This is a genomic window from Caulobacter sp. GW821-FHT11E10 (assembly GCF_058808375.1).
Genome location: NZ_JBXARP010000004.1, coordinates 489,281 through 505,861, shown reverse-complemented (window position 1 = coordinate 505,861; position 16,581 = coordinate 489,281). Strand labels below are relative to the sequence as shown.

General features: G+C 65.6%; 24 protein-coding genes. 20 read left to right on the top strand and 4 right to left on the bottom strand.

Annotated elements, in window-relative coordinates:
* The first annotated feature begins 4 nt into the window (after window positions 1–4).
* The 13 genes from rpsN to rplQ all read left to right on the top strand — a co-directional run bounded on the left by rpsN (window position 5) and on the right by rplQ (window position 8,217).
* Window positions 5–310, top strand: coding sequence for a 30S ribosomal protein S14 (gene rpsN / locus AC1RRV_RS11030; protein WP_492859664.1), 306 nt, complete (start codon window positions 5–7; stop codon window positions 308–310).
* Window positions 311–320: 10 nt separating this feature from the next.
* Window positions 321–719, top strand: a complete 399-nt coding sequence (gene rpsH / locus AC1RRV_RS11025; protein ID WP_492859663.1) for a 30S ribosomal protein S8 — start codon at window positions 321–323, stop codon at window positions 717–719.
* A gap of 18 nt (window positions 720–737) precedes the next feature.
* Window positions 738–1,271: a 50S ribosomal protein L6 gene (gene rplF, locus AC1RRV_RS11020; protein ID WP_492859662.1), complete on the top strand. Its 534-nt coding sequence runs from the start codon at window positions 738–740 to the stop codon at window positions 1,269–1,271.
* Between the two features lie 3 nt (window positions 1,272–1,274).
* A complete protein-coding gene (rplR, locus tag AC1RRV_RS11015) occupies window positions 1,275–1,625 on the top strand; it encodes a 50S ribosomal protein L18 (protein ID WP_492859661.1) in 351 nt (116 codons plus the stop codon).
* A 10-nt stretch (window positions 1,626–1,635) separates the two neighbouring features.
* Entirely contained in the window at window positions 1,636–2,241 is a 606-nt protein-coding gene (rpsE, locus tag AC1RRV_RS11010; RefSeq protein WP_096051657.1) for a 30S ribosomal protein S5, read from the top strand.
* A gap of 3 nt (window positions 2,242–2,244) precedes the next feature.
* Window positions 2,245–2,430: a 50S ribosomal protein L30 gene (gene rpmD / locus AC1RRV_RS11005; RefSeq protein WP_492859660.1), complete on the top strand. Its 186-nt coding sequence runs from the start codon at window positions 2,245–2,247 to the stop codon at window positions 2,428–2,430.
* Between the two features lie 187 nt (window positions 2,431–2,617).
* Complete coding sequence (gene rplO, locus AC1RRV_RS11000) at window positions 2,618–3,103, top strand: 50S ribosomal protein L15 (protein WP_492859659.1); 486 nt, start codon at window positions 2,618–2,620, stop codon at window positions 3,101–3,103.
* 238 nt (window positions 3,104–3,341) lie between these two features.
* Window positions 3,342–4,697, top strand: a complete 1,356-nt coding sequence (gene secY / locus AC1RRV_RS10995; protein ID WP_492859658.1) for a preprotein translocase subunit SecY — start codon at window positions 3,342–3,344, stop codon at window positions 4,695–4,697.
* A 216-nt stretch (window positions 4,698–4,913) separates the two neighbouring features.
* Window positions 4,914–5,471 carry an adenylate kinase gene (locus AC1RRV_RS10990; RefSeq protein ID WP_492859657.1) on the top strand — a complete coding sequence of 186 codons (558 nt, stop codon included), beginning with the start codon at window positions 4,914–4,916 and terminating at the stop codon, window positions 5,469–5,471.
* Between the two features lie 267 nt (window positions 5,472–5,738).
* Window positions 5,739–6,107, top strand: a complete 369-nt coding sequence (rpsM, locus tag AC1RRV_RS10985) for a 30S ribosomal protein S13 (protein WP_252634399.1) — start codon at window positions 5,739–5,741, stop codon at window positions 6,105–6,107.
* 13 nt (window positions 6,108–6,120) lie between these two features.
* A complete protein-coding gene (rpsK, locus tag AC1RRV_RS10980) occupies window positions 6,121–6,510 on the top strand; it encodes a 30S ribosomal protein S11 (RefSeq protein WP_004616890.1) in 390 nt (129 codons plus the stop codon).
* A gap of 77 nt (window positions 6,511–6,587) precedes the next feature.
* On the top strand, window positions 6,588–7,604 hold the full coding sequence (locus AC1RRV_RS10975; RefSeq protein WP_047413138.1) for a DNA-directed RNA polymerase subunit alpha: 1,017 nt from the start codon (window positions 6,588–6,590) through the stop codon (window positions 7,602–7,604).
* Window positions 7,605–7,803: 199 nt separating this feature from the next.
* Window positions 7,804–8,217 (top strand): 50S ribosomal protein L17, encoded by a 414-nt coding sequence (rplQ, locus tag AC1RRV_RS10970; protein ID WP_492859656.1) that lies wholly within the window; start codon window positions 7,804–7,806, stop codon window positions 8,215–8,217.
* Window positions 8,218–8,302: 85 nt separating this feature from the next.
* On the opposite strand, the gene AC1RRV_RS10965 is transcribed toward rplQ, so the two are convergent.
* The 4 genes from AC1RRV_RS10965 to AC1RRV_RS10950 form a co-directional block, all read right to left on the bottom strand.
* Window positions 8,303–8,677, bottom strand: a complete 375-nt coding sequence (locus AC1RRV_RS10965) for a hypothetical protein (RefSeq protein ID WP_492859655.1) — start codon at window positions 8,675–8,677, stop codon at window positions 8,303–8,305.
* A gap of 93 nt (window positions 8,678–8,770) precedes the next feature.
* On the bottom strand, window positions 8,771–9,322 hold the full coding sequence (locus AC1RRV_RS10960) for a hypothetical protein (protein ID WP_492859654.1): 552 nt from the start codon (window positions 9,320–9,322) through the stop codon (window positions 8,771–8,773).
* Between the two features lie 32 nt (window positions 9,323–9,354).
* Window positions 9,355–10,182, bottom strand: coding sequence for an ABC transporter permease (locus AC1RRV_RS10955; RefSeq protein WP_492859653.1), 828 nt, complete (start codon window positions 10,180–10,182; stop codon window positions 9,355–9,357).
* Complete coding sequence (locus tag AC1RRV_RS10950) at window positions 10,182–11,081, bottom strand: ABC transporter ATP-binding protein (protein WP_492859652.1); 900 nt, start codon at window positions 11,079–11,081, stop codon at window positions 10,182–10,184. Before AC1RRV_RS10950 ends, AC1RRV_RS10955 begins: the two co-directional genes overlap by 1 nt.
* Window positions 11,082–11,286: 205 nt before the next feature.
* Between AC1RRV_RS10950 and AC1RRV_RS10945 the strand changes: the two genes are divergently transcribed.
* From AC1RRV_RS10945 to AC1RRV_RS10915, 7 genes are all read left to right on the top strand, one after another.
* Window positions 11,287–12,525, top strand: a complete 1,239-nt coding sequence (locus AC1RRV_RS10945; RefSeq protein ID WP_492859651.1) for an alkaline phosphatase family protein — start codon at window positions 11,287–11,289, stop codon at window positions 12,523–12,525.
* A 107-nt stretch (window positions 12,526–12,632) separates the two neighbouring features.
* Complete coding sequence (locus AC1RRV_RS10940; protein WP_492859650.1) at window positions 12,633–13,517, top strand: AraC family transcriptional regulator; 885 nt, start codon at window positions 12,633–12,635, stop codon at window positions 13,515–13,517.
* A gap of 133 nt (window positions 13,518–13,650) precedes the next feature.
* A complete protein-coding gene (locus AC1RRV_RS10935) occupies window positions 13,651–14,109 on the top strand; it encodes a VOC family protein (RefSeq protein ID WP_492859649.1) in 459 nt (152 codons plus the stop codon).
* A gap of 35 nt (window positions 14,110–14,144) precedes the next feature.
* Window positions 14,145–14,441, top strand: a complete 297-nt coding sequence (locus tag AC1RRV_RS10930) for an MmcQ/YjbR family DNA-binding protein (RefSeq protein WP_492859648.1) — start codon at window positions 14,145–14,147, stop codon at window positions 14,439–14,441.
* Window positions 14,438–14,779, top strand: a complete 342-nt coding sequence (locus tag AC1RRV_RS10925; protein ID WP_492859647.1) for an ArsR/SmtB family transcription factor — start codon at window positions 14,438–14,440, stop codon at window positions 14,777–14,779. The genes AC1RRV_RS10930 and AC1RRV_RS10925 overlap by 4 nt, the downstream gene beginning before the upstream one ends.
* Window positions 14,776–15,270, top strand: coding sequence for an SRPBCC domain-containing protein (locus AC1RRV_RS10920; protein ID WP_492859646.1), 495 nt, complete (start codon window positions 14,776–14,778; stop codon window positions 15,268–15,270). The genes AC1RRV_RS10925 and AC1RRV_RS10920 overlap by 4 nt, the downstream gene beginning before the upstream one ends.
* Complete coding sequence (locus AC1RRV_RS10915) at window positions 15,270–16,520, top strand: TCR/Tet family MFS transporter (protein WP_492859645.1); 1,251 nt, start codon at window positions 15,270–15,272, stop codon at window positions 16,518–16,520. Before AC1RRV_RS10920 ends, AC1RRV_RS10915 begins: the two co-directional genes overlap by 1 nt.
* Window positions 16,521–16,581: the final 61 nt, after the last annotated feature.

Here is a 16,581-nt window from a genome sequence, read left to right as displayed (position 1 = left end):
AACCATGGCCAAGAAAAGCGCCGTCAACCGCAACGAAGCCGTCAAGGCTCTCGTCAAGCAATTCGCCGGAAAGCGCGCCGCGCTGAAGGCGATCGCGAACGACGAAAGCCTGCCGCTCGAAGAACGCTTCGAGGCTCGCCTCAAGCTGGCGAAGCTGCCCCGTAGCAGCTCGCCGGTTCGCATCCGCAACCGCTGCGAGGTCACGGGCCGTCCGCGCGCCTATTACCGCAAGCTGAAGATGAGCCGTATCGCTCTCCGCGAACTTGGTTCGCAGGGGCAGATCCCCGGCCTCGTCAAGTCGAGCTGGTAAGGACGATCAGATGTCGATGAACGATCCCCTGAGCGATATGATCGCTCGCATCAAGAACGCCGCCACGCGCAAGCGCAACAAGGTCTCGACGCCGGCTTCCAAGCTGCGCGCTCGCGTCCTCGACGTGCTGGCCGACGAAGGCTACATCCGTGGTTACTCGCTGGTCGAGAAGCCCGGTGCGTTCCCCGAATTCGAGATCGAGCTCAAGTACTTCGACGGTGAGCCCGTGATCGCCGAGATTAGCCGCGTGTCCAAGCCTGGCCGTCGCGTCTATTCGTCGATCAAGGACCTGAAGCCGATCAAGAACGGCCTGGGCATCTCGATCCTTTCGACGCCGAAGGGCGTCATGTCGGACACCGCCGCACGCGACGCTAATGTCGGTGGCGAAGTCCTCTGCCGCGTCTACTAGGCGCGGGAGGGAAAGAGCATGTCACGTATCGGTAAGAAAGCCGTCGCAATCCCCTCGAGCGTCACCCTGACGCTCGAAGGCCAGACGGTCACGGTGAAGGGCCCCAAGGGTCAGTTGTCGTGGACGATCGCCGACGAAGTCGAAGTCAAGCAAGAGGGCTCTGAGCTCCTGCTGACTCCGCGCGTCGACACGAAGCGCGCCAAGGGTATGTGGGGTCTGTCCCGCACGCTGGTCGCCAACATGGTGCATGGTGTCACCGCCGGGTTCGAGGAAAGCCTCGAACTGGTCGGCGTTGGTTACCGCGCGGCCTTGAAGGGCACCGCCCTGAGCCTCCAGCTCGGCTTCAGCCACGATGTGGACGTTGAGGCTCCGGCCGGCGTCACCTTCGCGGTGCCGAAGCAGACCGAAATCAAGATCGCCGGCATTGATAAGCAGGCGGTTGGTGAGATTGCCGCGAAGATCCGCCGCATTCGTCCGCCTGAGCCGTACAAGGGCAAGGGCGTGCGTTATGCTGGCGAGAAGGTTCGCCGCAAGGAAGGCAAGAAGAAGTAAGCCATGGCGCTCTCTCCTCGTGAATCCGCCGCGCGCCGCGCTCAACGCACGCGCACCCGCCTCAAGAGCCTCGCTAACGGGCGCCCGCGCCTGTCGGTCTTCCGCTCGTCCAAGAACATCTACGCCCAGATCATCGATGATGAACGCGGCGTGACCCTGGCGTCGGCTTCCACTCTGGAAGCCGAAGGCAAGGGCGCGGACAAGGATGCCGCCGCTGCCGTGGGTAAGCTCGTCGCCGAGCGCGCCATCGAAAAGGGCGTCAAGGACGTCGTCTTCGATCGTGGTGGCTACATCTTCCACGGCCGGGTGAAAGCCCTGGCCGACGCCGCGCGCGAAGCCGGCCTGAACTTCTAAGGGAACAGAAATGGCTCGTGGTGAACAACAGCGCGGTGAAGGCGGTCAACGCCGGGACCGTCGCGACCGCAACGCCCCCGAAGAGCGGGTCGACAGCGACATCGTCGAAAAGCTCGTCCACATCAACCGCGTCGCCGCCACCGTGAAGGGTGGTCGTCGCTTCAGCTTCGCCGCTCTGATGGTCGTTGGCGACCAAAAGGGCCGCGTCGGCTTCGGTCATGGCAAGGCGCGTGAAGTGCCGGAAGCCATCCGCAAGGCGACCGAAGAAGCCAAGAAGACGATGATCCGCGTTCCGCTGCGCGAATCCCGCACCCTGCACCACGACGGCGCTGGCCGTTGGGGCGCTGGCAAGGTGATGATGCGCGCGGCGCCTCCCGGCACCGGCGTCATCGCCGGCGGTCCGATGCGCGCGGTTCTCGAAACCCTGGGCGTCCAGGACGTCGTGGCCAAGTCGACGGGTTCCTCGAACCCGTACAACATGGTTCGCGCCACGTTCGAGGCCCTGAAGGTTCAATCGTCGCCCCGCCAGATCGCCGCCAAGCGCGGCAAGAAGGTTGGCGACATCCTCGGCCGTCGCGCCGACGGCGCTTCGTCGCCGGAAGCCATCGAGGGTTAAGTCATGGCTGAAGCTAAGCAAGTCACGGTGCGCCAAACCGGCAGCCCGATCCGTCGTGAAAAGGACCAGCGCGCCACGCTCGCCGGTCTGGGTCTGAACAAGCTGGGCCGCGTGTCCACGCTGGAAGACACCCCGTCGGTCCGCGGCATGATCCGCAAGGTCGCGCACCTGCTGGAAATCGTCTCGTAATCTTCTACGCGACGCCGAAAAGCGCCACCCCGGTGAAAGCCGGGGTGGTTTTCGTTTGGAATCTCATTTCGCCCCAAACTCATTTCACCATTGAGTTCTCTGGCGTTTTAGGGTTTTAAGCGCGCTCTGATTTTCAAAAGCCGAGTCCAGCCGCTGGCTGGGCGCAGATCTCCAAGGAGAGGCACATATGACTAAGCTGAACGAACTGGCTCCCCGCGAAGGCTCGACCAAGGGCCGCATGCGCGTTGGCCGCGGCCCGGGTTCGGGCAAGGGCAAGACCGCCGGTCGCGGTGTGAAGGGCCAGAAGGCGCGCTCGGGCGTCGCTATCGCCGGCTTCGAAGGCGGTCAAATGCCGCTGCACATGCGTATGCCTAAGCGCGGCTTCAACAACCCGTTCCGCCTCGAGTTCGCCGAAGTGAACCTGTGGCGCCTGGAGCAGGCCGTCGCCGCTGGCAAGTTCAAGGCCGGCGCCGAACTGGCCCCCGCCGATCTGGTCGCCGCTGGCGTCATCCGTCGTGAACTGGACGGCGTGAAGCTGCTGGGCAAGGGCGAGATCAAGACCGCTCTGAAGCTGACCGTCTATTCGGCCACGGAAGCCGCCATCAAGGCCGTCGAGGCCGCTGGTGGTTCGGTCACCGTGACCAAGAAGGCCAAGGCGCAAGCCGAAGCCTAAGGCCATATGTCATCCCGATGAGCGCCAGGCGCTCGCGGGACATCGTTTCGACCGGGATGACAGAATTAGGGGGCTCGCCGTGACATCGCGGCGAGCCTCACCTATTTGTGGCCTCTACTCGAGCCCGCCCTTTTCAAATCGTTTGAAACGGATAAGCAGGCTCGGCGCCAATTTGTTGGAGCGCGGCCTCAGCCGGATCGATGTCCGGCCGTCCCGCTCTTGAGTCGTGGGGATCTGAATGGCCTCGGCCGCCGAACAACTCGCAGCCAATATGAATTTCGCGTCGTTCCAAAAGGCGACCGAACTTCACAAGCGCATCTGGTTCACGATCATCGCTCTGATCGTCTATCGCCTGGGCTCCTACGTTCCGATTCCCGGCGTCGACGTGAATGCGTTCGCGCGCCTGTTCAGCAACAATTCCGAGGGCATCCTCGGCATGTTCAACATGTTCTCGGGCGGCGCGGTCTCGCGCATGGCCATCTTCTCGTTGAACGTGATGCCCTACATCAGCGCCTCGATCATCGTGCAGCTGATGGGCTCGGTGTATCCGCCGTGGGAAAAGCTGAAGAAGGAAGGCGGGGAGGCGGGTCGCAAGACCCTCAACCAGTACACCCGCTACCTGGCCGTGGTTCTGGCCGTCATCCAGTCGGCTTCGATCGCGATCGGCCTGCAGGCCCAGCCTGGCGTGGTCGCCGGCGGCGTCGGCCCGCTCTTCTTCGTCGTCTCGACCGTCGTGGTCCTGACGGGCGGCACCCTGTTCGTGATGTGGCTGGGTGAGCAGATCACCAGCCGCGGCGTGGGCAACGGCGTCTCGCTGATCATCTTCGCGGGCATCGTGGCCCACCTGCCGATCGGCGTGGGCCAACTGCTGGTCCAGGCCCAGACCTCGGGCAACTATACCCCGCTGTTCCTGATCGTGATCGGCGCCGTGGCCGCCATCCTGGCCATCGTGTTCATGGAGCGCTCGCAGCGCCGCCTGCTGGTCCACTATCCCAAGCGTCAGCAGGGCAACCGCATGATCGGTGGCGAAAGCTCGTTCATGCCGCTGAAGATCAACACCGCGGGCGTCATCCCGCCGATCTTCGCCTCGAGCCTGCTGCTGCTGCCGACGACCGCCATGCAGTTCATTTCGGCCGCCAACCTCCCGGGATGGCTGTCGTGGCTGCCGGGCGTGGTTGGCGCGCTGCAGCACGGCCACCCGGCCTTCACGATCTTCTACGCGCTGCTGATCATCTTCTTCTCGTTCTTCTACACCTCGGTCGTGTTCAACCCCGAGGAGACGGCCGAGAACCTGCGCAAGTACGGCGGCTTCCTGCCGGGCATCCGTCCGGGCAAGCGTACGGCCGAGTATCTGGACTATGTGCTGACCCGCCTGACGGTGATCGGCGCGGCCTACATCACGGCCGTCTGCGTGGCGCCTGAGCTGGTCATGGGCGCGATCAAGTCGAACCAGTTCGCCCTGGGCGGCACCTCGATCCTGATCGTCGTGACGGTGACCATGGACACCGTGGCGCAGATCCAGTCGCACCTTCTGGCCCACCAGTACGAGGGCCTGATCAAGAAGTCGAAGCTGCGCGGCGGCCGCGGCCGCTAGGTCACGTAGCCTAATAGAAGCGTCGGAAGCCGGTTTGTCACAAAACCGGCTTCCGTTTTTCTCCGGCGCAATCTAGGTCTGCGACGGGAAGCGGAGTGTGAGAGCCGGAAGCGGCTGCCGGTTTCCGGCGACCATCACGCTCCCAAGTAGGGAAAGGAGTCTGCCTAGGCAGGCTCTAAGCGGGCTCAAGACCCGCCAACGCGCGAAGGGGCATTCATGAACTTGATCCTGTTCGGTCCGCCGGCGGCGGGGAAGGGCACTCAGGCTAAGCGTCTGGTCACGGAGCGGGGCATGGTCCAGCTCTCGACCGGCGACATGCTGCGCGCCGCGATCGCCTCGGGCTCCGAGCTGGGTCAGCGCGTCAAGGGCGTGCTGGACCGTGGTGACCTGGTCACCGACGAGATCGTCATCGCCCTGATCGAGGAGCGCCTGCCCGAGGCCGAGGCGGCCGGTGGCGCGATCTTCGATGGTTTCCCGCGTACGGTCGCCCAGGCCGAGGCTCTGGACAAAATGCTGGCCGCTCGCGGGCAGCAGATCGACGCCGTTCTCCGACTCAAGGTAGACGAACCCGCTCTGATCGAACGGATCAAGAAGCGGTTCGACGAGCAGGGACGGCCGGACGACAATCCCGAAGTCTTCGTGACGCGCCTGGCCGCCTACAACGCCCAGACCGCGCCGCTGCTGCCCTACTACGAAGGGCAGGGGAAGTTGACGGAACTGGACGGAATGGGATCGGTCGAAGCCGTCGCCCAGTCCATCGACGCCGCTCTTTAGAGTCCGCCCGGTCGAATCGATATTCGACTGACAAGCGGGTTCGAGCCTCCGGGAGTTAGGGCGTGACAACCGTCACGGTCTAGGAGGCTGAAGAAACCCCGGATTCACTGGCTTTCCGGTGGATTCAGTTGTTGACGGAAGCGAAACGATCCCTATAACGGGGCGCTTCCGCGAAAGGGCGCGATCCGTGCGCGCCGGTTTGGATCCTCTGGATCGAGCCGGGCGCGCCGTTCGCGTCTTTAGTGCGTGACTAGGAGAACATTAGACGTGGCCCGTATTGCAGGCGTCAACATCCCGACGAACAAGCGCGTTTTGATCGCGCTTCAGTATATTCACGGCATCGGCCAACGGTCCGCTCGTGAAATCATCACGAAGGTGGGCATCGAGGATGCGCGTCGGGTCAATCAACTGACCGACGCCGAAGTCCTGCAGATCCGCGAAACGATCGACCGCGACTATACCGTCGAGGGCGATCTGCGTCGCGAGAACTCGATGAACATCAAGCGTCTGATGGACCTGGCCTGCTACCGCGGCCTGCGTCACCGTAAGGGCCTGCCGGTCCGCGGTCAGCGCACCCACACGAACGCTCGGACCCGCAAGGGCCCGGCCAAGCCGATCGCCGGCAAGAAGAAATAAGGTAGCCTGACCGATGGCCAAGGAACCGGGTCGCGTTAAAAAGCGCGAACGCAAAAACATCACCTCGGGCGTGGCGCACGTGAACGCCTCGTTCAACAACACGATGATCACCATCACCGACGCTCAGGGGAACACCATCTCCTGGTCGAGCGCCGGCATGATGGGCTTCAAGGGCTCGCGCAAGTCGACCCCGTACGCCGCTCAGATGGCCGCCGAAGACGCGGGCAAGAAGGCTGCGGAACACGGCGTGAAGACCCTGGAAGTCAACGTCTCGGGTCCGGGTTCGGGCCGTGAGTCGGCCCTGCGCGCGCTGCAAGCCGCGGGCATGACCATCACGACCATCCGCGACGTCACGCCGATCCCGCACAACGGCTGCCGTCCGCCCAAGCGTCGTCGCGTCTAGTATTTTTTAGACACCAATCTTCCTTCGCCGGCTGCGCAAAACGCGGCCGGCGAGCCGCGTTCAAGGGACCCGACCACGTGATCGAAAGAAACTGGAACGAGCTGATCCGTCCTGAGAAGCCGCAGATCGAGACCGGCGCCGATGCGACCCGCAAGGCCCGTATCGTCGCTGAGCCGCTCGAGCGCGGTTTCGGTGTGACGCTCGGCAACGCCCTGCGTCGCGTTCTCCTCTCGTCGCTGCAAGGCGCCGCCGTCACCGCCATCCAGATCGATGGCGTGGTGCACGAATTTTCTTCGCTCGAAGGCGTCCGTGAAGACGTCGTCGACATCGTTCTGAACATCAAGCAACTGGCCGTGCGCATGCACGCCGAGGGCCCGAAGCGGATGACCCTGCGCGCCACGGGCCCCGGCCCGGTGACCGCTGGTCAGATCGAAACCCCGGCCGACATCGAGATCCTGAACCCCGACCACGTGCTCTGCACGCTGGACGACGGCGCCTCGGTGCGGATGGAGTTCACGGTCAACAACGGCAAGGGTTACGTCCCGGCCGACCGCAACCGTCCGGAAGACGCGCCGATCGGCCTCATCGCCGTCGACGCCCTGTACTCGCCGGTCAAGCGCGTCGCCTATCGCGTCGAGCCGACCCGTCAAGGCCAGTCGCTGGACTACGACAAGCTGGTCCTGGAAGTGGAAACCAACGGCGCCGTCACTCCGGTGGACGCCGTGGCCTACGCCGCCCGGATCCTGCAGGACCAACTGCAGATCTTCATCACCTTCGAGGAACCGAAGGCCAAGTCGGCCGACGAGTCCAAGCCGGAACTGCCGTTCAACCCGGCCCTGCTGAAGAAGGTCGACGAGCTGGAACTGTCGGTCCGTTCGGCCAACTGCCTGAAGAACGACAACATCGTCTACATCGGCGACCTGATCCAGAAGACGGAAGCGGAAATGCTCCGCACGCCGAACTTCGGCCGCAAGTCCTTGAACGAAATCAAGGAAGTGCTGGCTGGCATGGGTCTGCACCTCGGCATGGATGTGCCGAACTGGCCGCCGGAAAACATTGAAGACCTGGCCAAGAAGTTCGAAGACCAAATCTAAGAACCTCTTCGCTATCGCGCTAAATCCGGGCCGCTCTCAGCTCCTTCGGGACTTGAGAGCGGCCTGGGCCTTTTGAAGCCGCTCACGCGGTCGAGGGCCCCGGCGCTTCGCTCTGACCCGGTCGGGACGGACTAGGATTGGTGACAACTAAGGCGCCCACACTTCGCGCCGCTCGGGCAGATCGCCCAGGAGATACAAAATGCGTCACGGTAAGGCTCACCGTAAACTCGGCCGCACCTCGGCTCACCGCACCGCCATGTTCGCCAACATGTCGGCCTCGCTGATCAAGCACGAGCAGATCGTCACCACCCTGCCCAAGGCCAAGGAACTGCGTCCGATCGTCGAAAAGCTGATCACCCTGGCCAAGCGCGGCGACCTGCACGCGCGTCGTCAGGCCATCAGCTCGGTTCGCGACGTCGAACAAGTCGGCAAGCTCTTCGCCACGCTCGGCCCGCGCTACAAGGACCGTCAAGGCGGCTACATCCGCGTCTTGAAGGCCGGCTTCCGCTACGGCGACAACGCCCCGATGGCCGTCATCGAGTTCGTCGATCGCGACGTCTCGGAAAAGGGCAAGGACTCGGGTCCGGTCTACGTCAACGACGCCGAAGACTAAGCCTGGCCGTCGCCAGACAAAGAAATTTCAGCGCAAGCTGAACGCGAAGGCCCCGGAGTGATCCGGGGCCTTTTTCGTTTTGGCCTCAGCGGCGTTCGCGCGAACGCACCTTCGCCAGATCAACGACGATCAGGACGCTTTGGGCGATGAGCCCGACCAGCACGCCCATGACGACGAAGGTGGACACTTCGAGGATCCCAGGAGCGATCTGCTGGAGCGTGGGAGGAGAGGGCAGCTTCAGGATCGTACGCGCCATGTGGAAGCTGTTCATGCCGGCCATCAGCGCCCCGAGGCCGGGACCGGCCAGGGTCAAGTCCGTCAACACCCGCCGCCAGACGCCGCGGCCGGACAACGCCACGAACGCCAGCACTGGCGTCAGGGCCATCGCTCCCGCCAGGATGATGAACACGCATTTCTGAGGCGTCGCCGCGTTGGCGAACACCATTCCGAGCACCGACATCGCGACCTCACCCTCCCGCAACGGGTCGTAAGTTTACGTGCGTAATCTTTTTGGTCAAGCGAGGCGTCGTCTTGGGCGCGCAGGCCCCTCGGGCTATCGAACCCTGAGCCGCTGCACTTGCTGGCCTTGCTCGGCCAGGGACGGCACGCCCAGCTCCCGGCGCAGGGCGTCGGACGTCAGGTCGCGATTGTAGGGTTCCTGGCTCATGGCCCCGTCGTCGCGGCTTCTAAACTGGGTGCCGTAGATCTGCGGGCGGCCGATGGTCTGGAGGTAGCGATCGAGCGTGGCGCTGGCGATCCATAGCGCTCCGCGATCGCCCTTGCCGACCGCCACCATCGCCAGGGTGTGGGCCAGCAGATAGTCGTCCGGCCTGTCACCGTGCTGGAAGATGAAGGCCGCGTGCCGGAAATCCTCCGCCGTCCGCAGGGCGCCCGCATCCAGCAGACCGCGCGTGGCGGCGCGTCGGCGGATGTCTCGCGGCGTGACCTGGCTCCAGTCGATGGATGACCGCGTCCGATCCGCCTGGTCCTCGGCATAGAGGCGGCTCATCTCGGGATTGGACTCCGGCGTCGCGGGATCCTGCGCGCGGGCCGGCGCGGTCGCCAGGGCCAGACAGGCGAGGGTCAGCAGAAGACGGTTCTTCATGGACTTCTCCCGTGGCGGCGGACCGCGCGCGTCTACTCCTTGGTCAGGTCCTGCCGACGGAACAGGAACACCGCGCCCGTGGCCAGCACCGCCACCCAGGCCGCGAGAGCCGCCAGGGCGATACCCGCCGAGCCGCTTGCCGCGCCCAGCTGGGCGGGATCGAGCAGGGTGGCGCGCAACAGGTCGGCATCGAACACCGGCAGGACCAGGAGCTTCCAGCTGGGCTGGCCCTGTTCCATCAGGCGCAGGGTGCTGGCCAGGATCGTCTGGATAAAACGCGCGCCCAGGCAGGCGATGACGACGCCCATGGTCGAGCGCGACAGCACGCCCACGCAGGCGGCGAGGGCGGCCAGGGTCATGGCTTCGAGCCAGGTGATGGCCAGGACGCCGATCACGTCGAACAGGTTGCGGTCGAACATCGAGAAGGTCAGGGCCTTGCCGCCGATCGCCGAGCCGATCACCGCCGCCACGGCCGACAGGATCGCCGTCAGCAGCAGGCTCCAGAACACGGCCTCGCCGACGACGGTCAGCTTGGCCAGCAGCAGGTTCTGGCGCGTGTTGCGGGGCGTCAGCAGCCGCCAGGTCTCCCAGCGGTAGTCGCCGGCCAGGATCGCGGCGGCGCCGATCATCAGGAACAGGGCTCCGAAGGTCGAGGCGCCGCTCGACAGCGCCTTCAGCATCTGGTCGATCAGGCCGATGGTTATGCCGGGCATCGGTTTCTTGATGACATGGCGCAGGAAGAGGTCGCCGCCCACGCTGAGCATGAAGCCGACGATGGGGGCGAAACAGAAGCCCCAGAAGACGGCCGAGCGGTCGCGCAGCAGGCGGAAGCGTTCGGCGGCGATGGCGTCGGCGAGCATCAGGCGGCTCCCTCGGTACGATCCAAAGTCTTCAGGTACACGCCTTCGAGGTCGGCCTCGCGCCAGCGGGCCTCGACGATTTCGACCCCGGCTTCGACGAGGCCGCGGATCAGGGCCGGGGCCTCTTCGCGGCGAATGTCGGCCAGGACCGCATCGGAGCCGTCGGCCAAGCCCTTAGCGCCCAGAACACTGAGCACCTGGGCGATGGGCGAGGCGGCGACGATGCGCAGCCGGGTCTCGCCGGCGGTCAGCTCCGCCACGCCGCCCTCGGCGACGACCTTGCCCTTGGACAGGATGGCCACCCGGTCGCAGACGCGGCGCACCTCGTCCAGCTGGTGGCTGGCCAGGATGACCGTGACGCCCTCGCGCTGGGCCAGGTCGACGATCAGGGCGCGGATCTCCTGGATGCCGGCCGGATCCATGCCGCTGGTCGGCTCGTCCAGGATCACCAGCTCCGGCTTGGTGAAGAAGGCGGCGGCCAGACCCAGGCGCTGCTTCATGCCAACCGAATAGCCGCTGGTCGCCCGGTCGGCGGCGTGGGCGAGGCCGACACGTTCCAGCCAGCCGCCGATGTCGGCGTTCTTGGCGCCGCTCTCCAGCGCCAGCATCGTGAGGGTGTCGCGCGCGGTCAGATAGGCCGGATAGCGCGGCGTCTCGATCATCGCCCCGACCTTGCGAAGGGCGGTGATGTCGCCGGGCGCGGCGCCGAACAGCCGTGCCGAGCCCTCGGTGGGCCGCACGAGACCCAGGGCGATGCGGAACAGGGTGCTCTTGCCCGCGCCGTTGGGGCCCAGGACCCCGAACACGCCGCCGGCGGGAATGGCGATGGAGAAGTCGTCGAGGGCGCGCACCGCCCCGTACGTCTTGGTGAGGCGGTCGGCCTCGAGGGCGATCGACATGCGAGCGGTTCCGGCGCCGAACGACTCGGCTCGACGGGGCGACTATGGCGACCGCCCAGGGGCGCGCCAAGTTAAGAGCCGGTCATGCGCCCGTTCTCGCACCCCATACCCGCCCCATACCCGCACTGGCGACCGCCGGTTGTCATATGCCTGCAATCAAGGTCGATGATGCAGGCGGAAACCCTTGTTTCTCGCGAGACCGTTGATGCTCTTCCGCCGTTTCCTGTCCGTGGTCCTGGCGGCCGGTCTGACCCTGGCCTGCGGCGCCGTCCAGGCGCGCGAGAAGGCGCCGCACCTGACGATCCTGGTCTCGATCGACGGCTTCCGCGCCGACTATCTGGATCGCGGTGACACCCCGACCCTGAAGGCCCTGGCCGACGCCGGCGCGCGCGGGGCGATGCGGCCCTCGTTCCCGAGCCTGACCTATCCGAACCACTACACCCTGGTCACCGGCAAGCGGCCTGACCGTCACGGAGTGGTTGGCAACGAGATGGAGGACGCCGTCATCGGCGGGCCCAAGTTCACGATGAATGGCCCGACCGCCAATGATCCGCGCTGGTGGAACCAGGCCAAGCCGTTCTGGGTCTCGGCCGAGCAGCAAGGCCGGAAGGCCGCGGCGATGTTCTGGCCGGGCTCGGAGACCGCGATCGACGGCGTCCGCCCGACCCACTGGAAGAAGTACGACGGCAAGTTCTCGCACGACGCCCGCGTCGACCAGATCTTCGCCTGGATGGACAGCGCCGACGGTCCGCCGCTGGCCTTCACCACCCTCTATTTCGACGTCGTCGACACCGAGGGGCACCACTTCGGCCCGGAGTCGCCCGAGGTGCGAGCGGCGGCCGTGGAGGTCGATCGGTCGCTGACCCGACTGGTGGAGGGCCTCAAGGCGCGGGGGCGGTTCGAGAACACCGACATCATCGTCGTCGCCGACCACGGCATGGCGCCGCTGCCGGCCGCCAATCGCGTGGTGCTGGACGACTTGATCGACATGTCGAAGGTCCATCTGGTCAGCCGAGGCGCGGTGACCGGCCTCTGGCCCGAAAAGGGTCATGAGAAGACGGTCGAGAAGGCGTTCCTGAGCAAGCCTCTGCCGCACATGACCTGCTGGAAGAAGGCCAAAATCCCGGCCCGCTACTTCTATGGTCGCAACAAGCGCGTGCCGGCCATCATCTGCCTGTCGGAGACCGGCTGGTACACCACGACCGAGGCGGCCAAGAAACGGCCGGGCAGGTGGGACAACAAGGATGGCGGGGCCCACGGCTTCGATCCCTATGACCCGCGCATGCGGGCCGTGTTCGTGGCCCACGGACCGTCGTTCAAGCCGGGCGTGGTGCTGCCGGCCTTCGACAATGTCGATGTCTATCCGCTGCTGGCCAAGGTGACCGGCGTGAAGCCTGAAAAGGGCGACGGCTCGCTGAAGGTGTTGGGACGGGCGTTGCGGTAGGATCGCCATCGCGGCCACTCCACCGCTGTGGACGCCAAACCGCAAGATCGGTCGAGCACGACCCCGCGGTGAGCGGCTAGCTGGCGGCGCCACGGAGAAGGGTGACGATGAAGGCGGCGCTTCGAAACTATCAAGCCCGGATGCAGCGTGTGCTGGACCATGTCGACCAGCATCTCGACGGTGATCTGGATCTGGAAACGATGAGCCGCGTCGCGGCCTTCTCCAAGTTCCACTTCCACCGGCAGTTCATGGCGACCTTCGGGTTGTCCGTGCATCGCTACGTCCAGCTCGCCCGCTTGAAGCGCGCTTCGCACCAGCTTGTCTCGAAGGACGCCCAGAGCGTCACGGAGATAGCGATGGGCGCCGGCTATGACGCGCCCGACGCCTTCGCCCGCGCCTTTCGGCGGAGGTTCGGCCAGTCGCCTTCGTCGTTCCGGAAATCGCCCGACTGGGCGCCGTGGCTTGCGGCCTTCGGGCCTCTGGACAATGCGAGGAGCAAGTTCATGCAGATTAGCTATGACCACGACGACGTGATGATCCGCGATGTTTCCCCAACGCCGGTGGCGATCATGGAGCATCGGGGCGACCGGGCGACGCTCGGCGCCACCATCGAACGGTTCATCACTTGGCGCAAAGCCGCGGGGCTGTCGCCGGAGACGAGTTCGACGTTCAACATCTTCCGTTCAGAGCGGATTCCCGAGAATCCCGCCGACTACAGCATGGACCTGTGCATTGGGACCGACCGGCCGATCGAACCTGATGACGAGCACATGAAGGCCGGCGTGATCCCCGGCGGGCGCTGCGCGGTGCTGCGGGTTGTCCACGACACCCATAACCTGGAGCCCGCCGCGCTTTATCTTTATCGCGACTGGCTTCCGGCCAGCGGAGAGGAGGCGCGGGACTTCCCGATCTATTGCCAAAGACACTTCTCGTTCCCGCCGAACGCGCAGGGGCACGAGGTGGTCGTCGAACTGTTCCTGCCGCTCAAATAGCGCCCTCGGATGGCGGCCGGCCCGGATCGCTATCGCGTCGGACGGGCCGTCATTCCAGCGTCCCCATCGGGGCGGCTTGCCAAGGTAGTTTCTATATGCGTTAAATATTGTCGAAACTCGAAAGGAAGCCGACATGTCCGACTCCCGTCCTGGCCTGGTCTCCGCCGTCAGCTATCGCGACCCCAAGGCGGCGATCGCCTGGCTGGAAAAGGCGTTCGGCTTCGAGCTGACCTTTCTGATCGAGGACGACCAGGGCAACCTGGCCCACTCGCAGATGAAATATGCCGACTCGATGATCATGATCGGCAACGAGTGGAGCGAGAACCACGCCAGCCCGGCTTCGCTGGGCGGCAAGACCACCCAGACGGTGCACATCTACATCGCCGGCGATGTTGACGGCCATTGCGCGCGGGCCAAGGCGGCCGGGGCCGAAATCCTGGCGGAGCCGGCGACCCAGTTCTATGGCGCGCGCACCTATCGCTGCCGCGACCCGGAGCAGCACATCTGGACCGTGTCGGCCGATGTCGAGACCGTCTCGACCGACGAGATGGAGAAGCGCAGCGGACTCAAGATCGCCGTGGGCGCCGAATGATCTCTCCGGGAGACTTCCGGCGACTGGCTTTGTCCATGCCCCAGGCGATCGAGAGCTCGCACATGGGCACGGTCGATTTCCGCTGCGGGAGGATCTTCGCGACCTTGGGCAATCCCGACGCCGCGTGGGCGATGGTGAAGCTGACGCCGGACCAGCAGGAGATGCGCGTCGCCGCTGAGCCAGAGGTCTTCGTCCCCGTACCGGGCGGCTGGGGCAAGGGCGGGGCGACGCGGCTGCGCCTCTCGGCCTGCGACGAAGCCACGGCGCGCGGCGCGCTGAGCGAGGCCTGGCGCAATGTCGCGCCGAAGAAGCTGCTGGACCTCCAGCCTTGAGCGAGGCGCTGGACCGCACACTGGCCGCCCTGGCCGACCCACACCGGCGGCGGGCCGTCGACCTGCTGCGCGAACGGCCGCGCCGGGCCGGTGAGCTGGCCGAGAGCCTGGGCCTGACCCCGCCGGCCATGAGCCGCCATCTCCGCGCCCTGCGCCAGTCGGGCCTGGTCGAGGAGAGTCATCCGGAGTTTGACGCTCGGGTGCGCGTCTATCGCCTGCGATCCGGCCCGATGGACGAGCTGAAGGCCTGGCTGGACGTCGCCGAGGATCATTGGGCCGATCAGCTGCTGGCGCTGAAGGCTCATGTGGAAACCAAGGCCCGAGGGGACGGCAAGTGAGCTCCAAGATCCTGGTCGCCCTGCGCATCGCCGCCCCGCCCGAGGTGGTGTTCGACGCCTTCACCGACGACATCGCCCTGTGGTGGCGGCCTAATTCGCTGTTCGCCTTCACCCCACGCTCGCCTGGCGTCATGGCCTTCGAGGAGGGGAGGCTGGTCGAGCGCCTGCCGACCGGCAAGGTGTTCGAGGTCGGCCAGGTGCGGGCCTGGGAGCGCGGCGAGCGGCTGGTGTTCGGCTGGCGCCAGGCCGCCTTCACGCCCGACATGGACACTGAAGTCGAGGTCCGTTTCGAGGCCGTGGAAGAGGGCCAGACCCGCGTCACCGTCGAGCATCGCGGCTGGGACAGCGTACCGGCCCCGCACGTGGCGCGGCATGGCTTCCCGAATGCTTTCTTCCTGCAGCGTCATGGCGAGTGGTGGCGATCGTTGCTGGCGGGTCTTGCGAGCCGAACGAACAGCGTCCAACTAGGAACCGCCGGGGAGGGCGCGTAATGAACCAGACGATCACGGGAGGGCGGCGACAGGCGGCCCTGGGCTTCATCTTCGTCACCGCGATCATGGACGTGTTGTCCCTGGGCGTGATGATCCCGGTCCTGCCCAATCTGGTGAAGCAGTTCGGCGGCGGCGACACCGCCATGGCCGCCGACTGGAACATCCTGTTCGCTACCACCTGGGGCGTGATGCAGTTCTTCTGCTCGCCGATTCTCGGCTTGATGTCGGACCGCTTCGGTCGCCGGCCGGTGATCCTGACCTCAATCTTCGGCCTGGGCGTCGATTTCCTGTTCATGGCCTTCGCGCCCAGCCTGTGGTGGCTGTTCGTCGGCCGGATCTTCAACGGCATGACGGCGGCGAGCTTCTCGACCGCCGGCGCCTATATCGCCGACGTCACCACGCCCGAGAACCGGGCCAAGGGCTTTGGCCTGATGGGCGCGGCGTTCGGCGTCGGCTTCACCTTCGGTCCGGCCTTGGGCGGCTGGCTGTGGACGTTCGACCATCGCGCGCCGTTCCTGGTCTGCGCGGCGCTGGCTCTGTGCAACTGGCTCTACGGCTTCTTCATCCTGCCGGAATCCCTGCCGGTCGAACGCCGCCAGCCTCGCTTCGACTGGAAGAAGGCCAATCCGATCGGCTCGTTGCAGCTTCTGCGCCGCCATCCGGGCCTGCTGGGCCTGGCCGGCGTCGGCTTCCTGTTCCAGCTGGCCCACAACGTCCTGCCCAGCGTCTTCGTGCTGTACATGGGCTTCCGCTACAACTGGTCGCCCCAGACCATCGGCCTGACCCTGATGGCCAGCGGCATTTCCGGGATCATCGTCCAGGCCCTGATCGTGGGCCGGGTGGTCAAGGCGGTGGGCGAGCGCGGCGCGCTGCTGATCGGCCTGGTCTCGGGCTTCGCCGGTTTCATGATCTACGCCCTGGCCCCGACCGGCTTCCTCTATCTGTGCGGTCTGCCGATCTTCGCGCTGTCGGGTCTGATCCAGCCCGGCTTGCAGGGGCTGATGACCCGTCGCGTGGCGCCGAACGAGCAGGGCCAGTTGCAGGGCGCCAACTCGGCCATGATGGGCATCGCCTCGATCCTCGGTCCGGCCCTGTTCCTGATGCCGTTCGCCTTCGCCGTCCGTCACGATGCGACCCTGCACATGCCCGGCCTGCCGGTGCTGATCGCGGCCGCGTTGATGCTGGCCGGAGCCATCCTGGGCTACGCCAAGGCGCGTCCTTTGCCGACATCGGAACCGCAAACGGCCTGAAGCCTTACAGTCTCGCCGAAACCTCGACCTTTCGCCGCCTTAGACTCGCCCGAAAGCTCGG

Excerpts from the sequence above, each read along its gene's own strand:
- secY (WP_492859658.1), top strand. The coding sequence starts at position 3,342 with ATGGCCTCGGCCGCCGAACAACTCGCAGCCAATATGAATTTCGCGTCG.
- AC1RRV_RS10960 (WP_492859654.1), bottom strand. The coding sequence starts at position 9,322 with ATGAAGAACCGTCTTCTGCTGACCCTCGCCTGTCTGGCCCTGGCGACC.
- AC1RRV_RS10940 (WP_492859650.1), top strand. The coding sequence starts at position 12,633 with ATGAAGGCGGCGCTTCGAAACTATCAAGCCCGGATGCAGCGTGTGCTG.
- AC1RRV_RS10965 (WP_492859655.1), bottom strand. The coding sequence starts at position 8,677 with ATGTCGGTGCTCGGAATGGTGTTCGCCAACGCGGCGACGCCTCAGAAA.
- rpsH (WP_492859663.1), top strand. The coding sequence starts at position 321 with ATGTCGATGAACGATCCCCTGAGCGATATGATCGCTCGCATCAAGAAC.
- rpsE (WP_096051657.1), top strand. The coding sequence starts at position 1,636 with ATGGCTCGTGGTGAACAACAGCGCGGTGAAGGCGGTCAACGCCGGGAC.
- AC1RRV_RS10950 (WP_492859652.1), bottom strand. The coding sequence starts at position 11,081 with ATGTCGATCGCCCTCGAGGCCGACCGCCTCACCAAGACGTACGGGGCG.
- rplO (WP_492859659.1), top strand. The coding sequence starts at position 2,618 with ATGACTAAGCTGAACGAACTGGCTCCCCGCGAAGGCTCGACCAAGGGC.
- AC1RRV_RS10990 (WP_492859657.1), top strand. The coding sequence starts at position 4,914 with ATGAACTTGATCCTGTTCGGTCCGCCGGCGGCGGGGAAGGGCACTCAG.
- rplR (WP_492859661.1), top strand. The coding sequence starts at position 1,275 with ATGGCGCTCTCTCCTCGTGAATCCGCCGCGCGCCGCGCTCAACGCACG.
- AC1RRV_RS10930 (WP_492859648.1), top strand. The coding sequence starts at position 14,145 with ATGCCCCAGGCGATCGAGAGCTCGCACATGGGCACGGTCGATTTCCGC.
- AC1RRV_RS10915 (WP_492859645.1), top strand. The coding sequence starts at position 15,270 with ATGAACCAGACGATCACGGGAGGGCGGCGACAGGCGGCCCTGGGCTTC.
- rplF (WP_492859662.1), top strand. The coding sequence starts at position 738 with ATGTCACGTATCGGTAAGAAAGCCGTCGCAATCCCCTCGAGCGTCACC.
- AC1RRV_RS10955 (WP_492859653.1), bottom strand. The coding sequence starts at position 10,182 with ATGCTCGCCGACGCCATCGCCGCCGAACGCTTCCGCCTGCTGCGCGAC.
- rpmD (WP_492859660.1), top strand. The coding sequence starts at position 2,245 with ATGGCTGAAGCTAAGCAAGTCACGGTGCGCCAAACCGGCAGCCCGATC.
- AC1RRV_RS10935 (WP_492859649.1), top strand. The coding sequence starts at position 13,651 with ATGTCCGACTCCCGTCCTGGCCTGGTCTCCGCCGTCAGCTATCGCGAC.
- AC1RRV_RS10945 (WP_492859651.1), top strand. The coding sequence starts at position 11,287 with ATGCTCTTCCGCCGTTTCCTGTCCGTGGTCCTGGCGGCCGGTCTGACC.
- rpsK (WP_004616890.1), top strand. The coding sequence starts at position 6,121 with ATGGCCAAGGAACCGGGTCGCGTTAAAAAGCGCGAACGCAAAAACATC.
- rplQ (WP_492859656.1), top strand. The coding sequence starts at position 7,804 with ATGCGTCACGGTAAGGCTCACCGTAAACTCGGCCGCACCTCGGCTCAC.
- rpsN (WP_492859664.1), top strand. The coding sequence starts at position 5 with ATGGCCAAGAAAAGCGCCGTCAACCGCAACGAAGCCGTCAAGGCTCTC.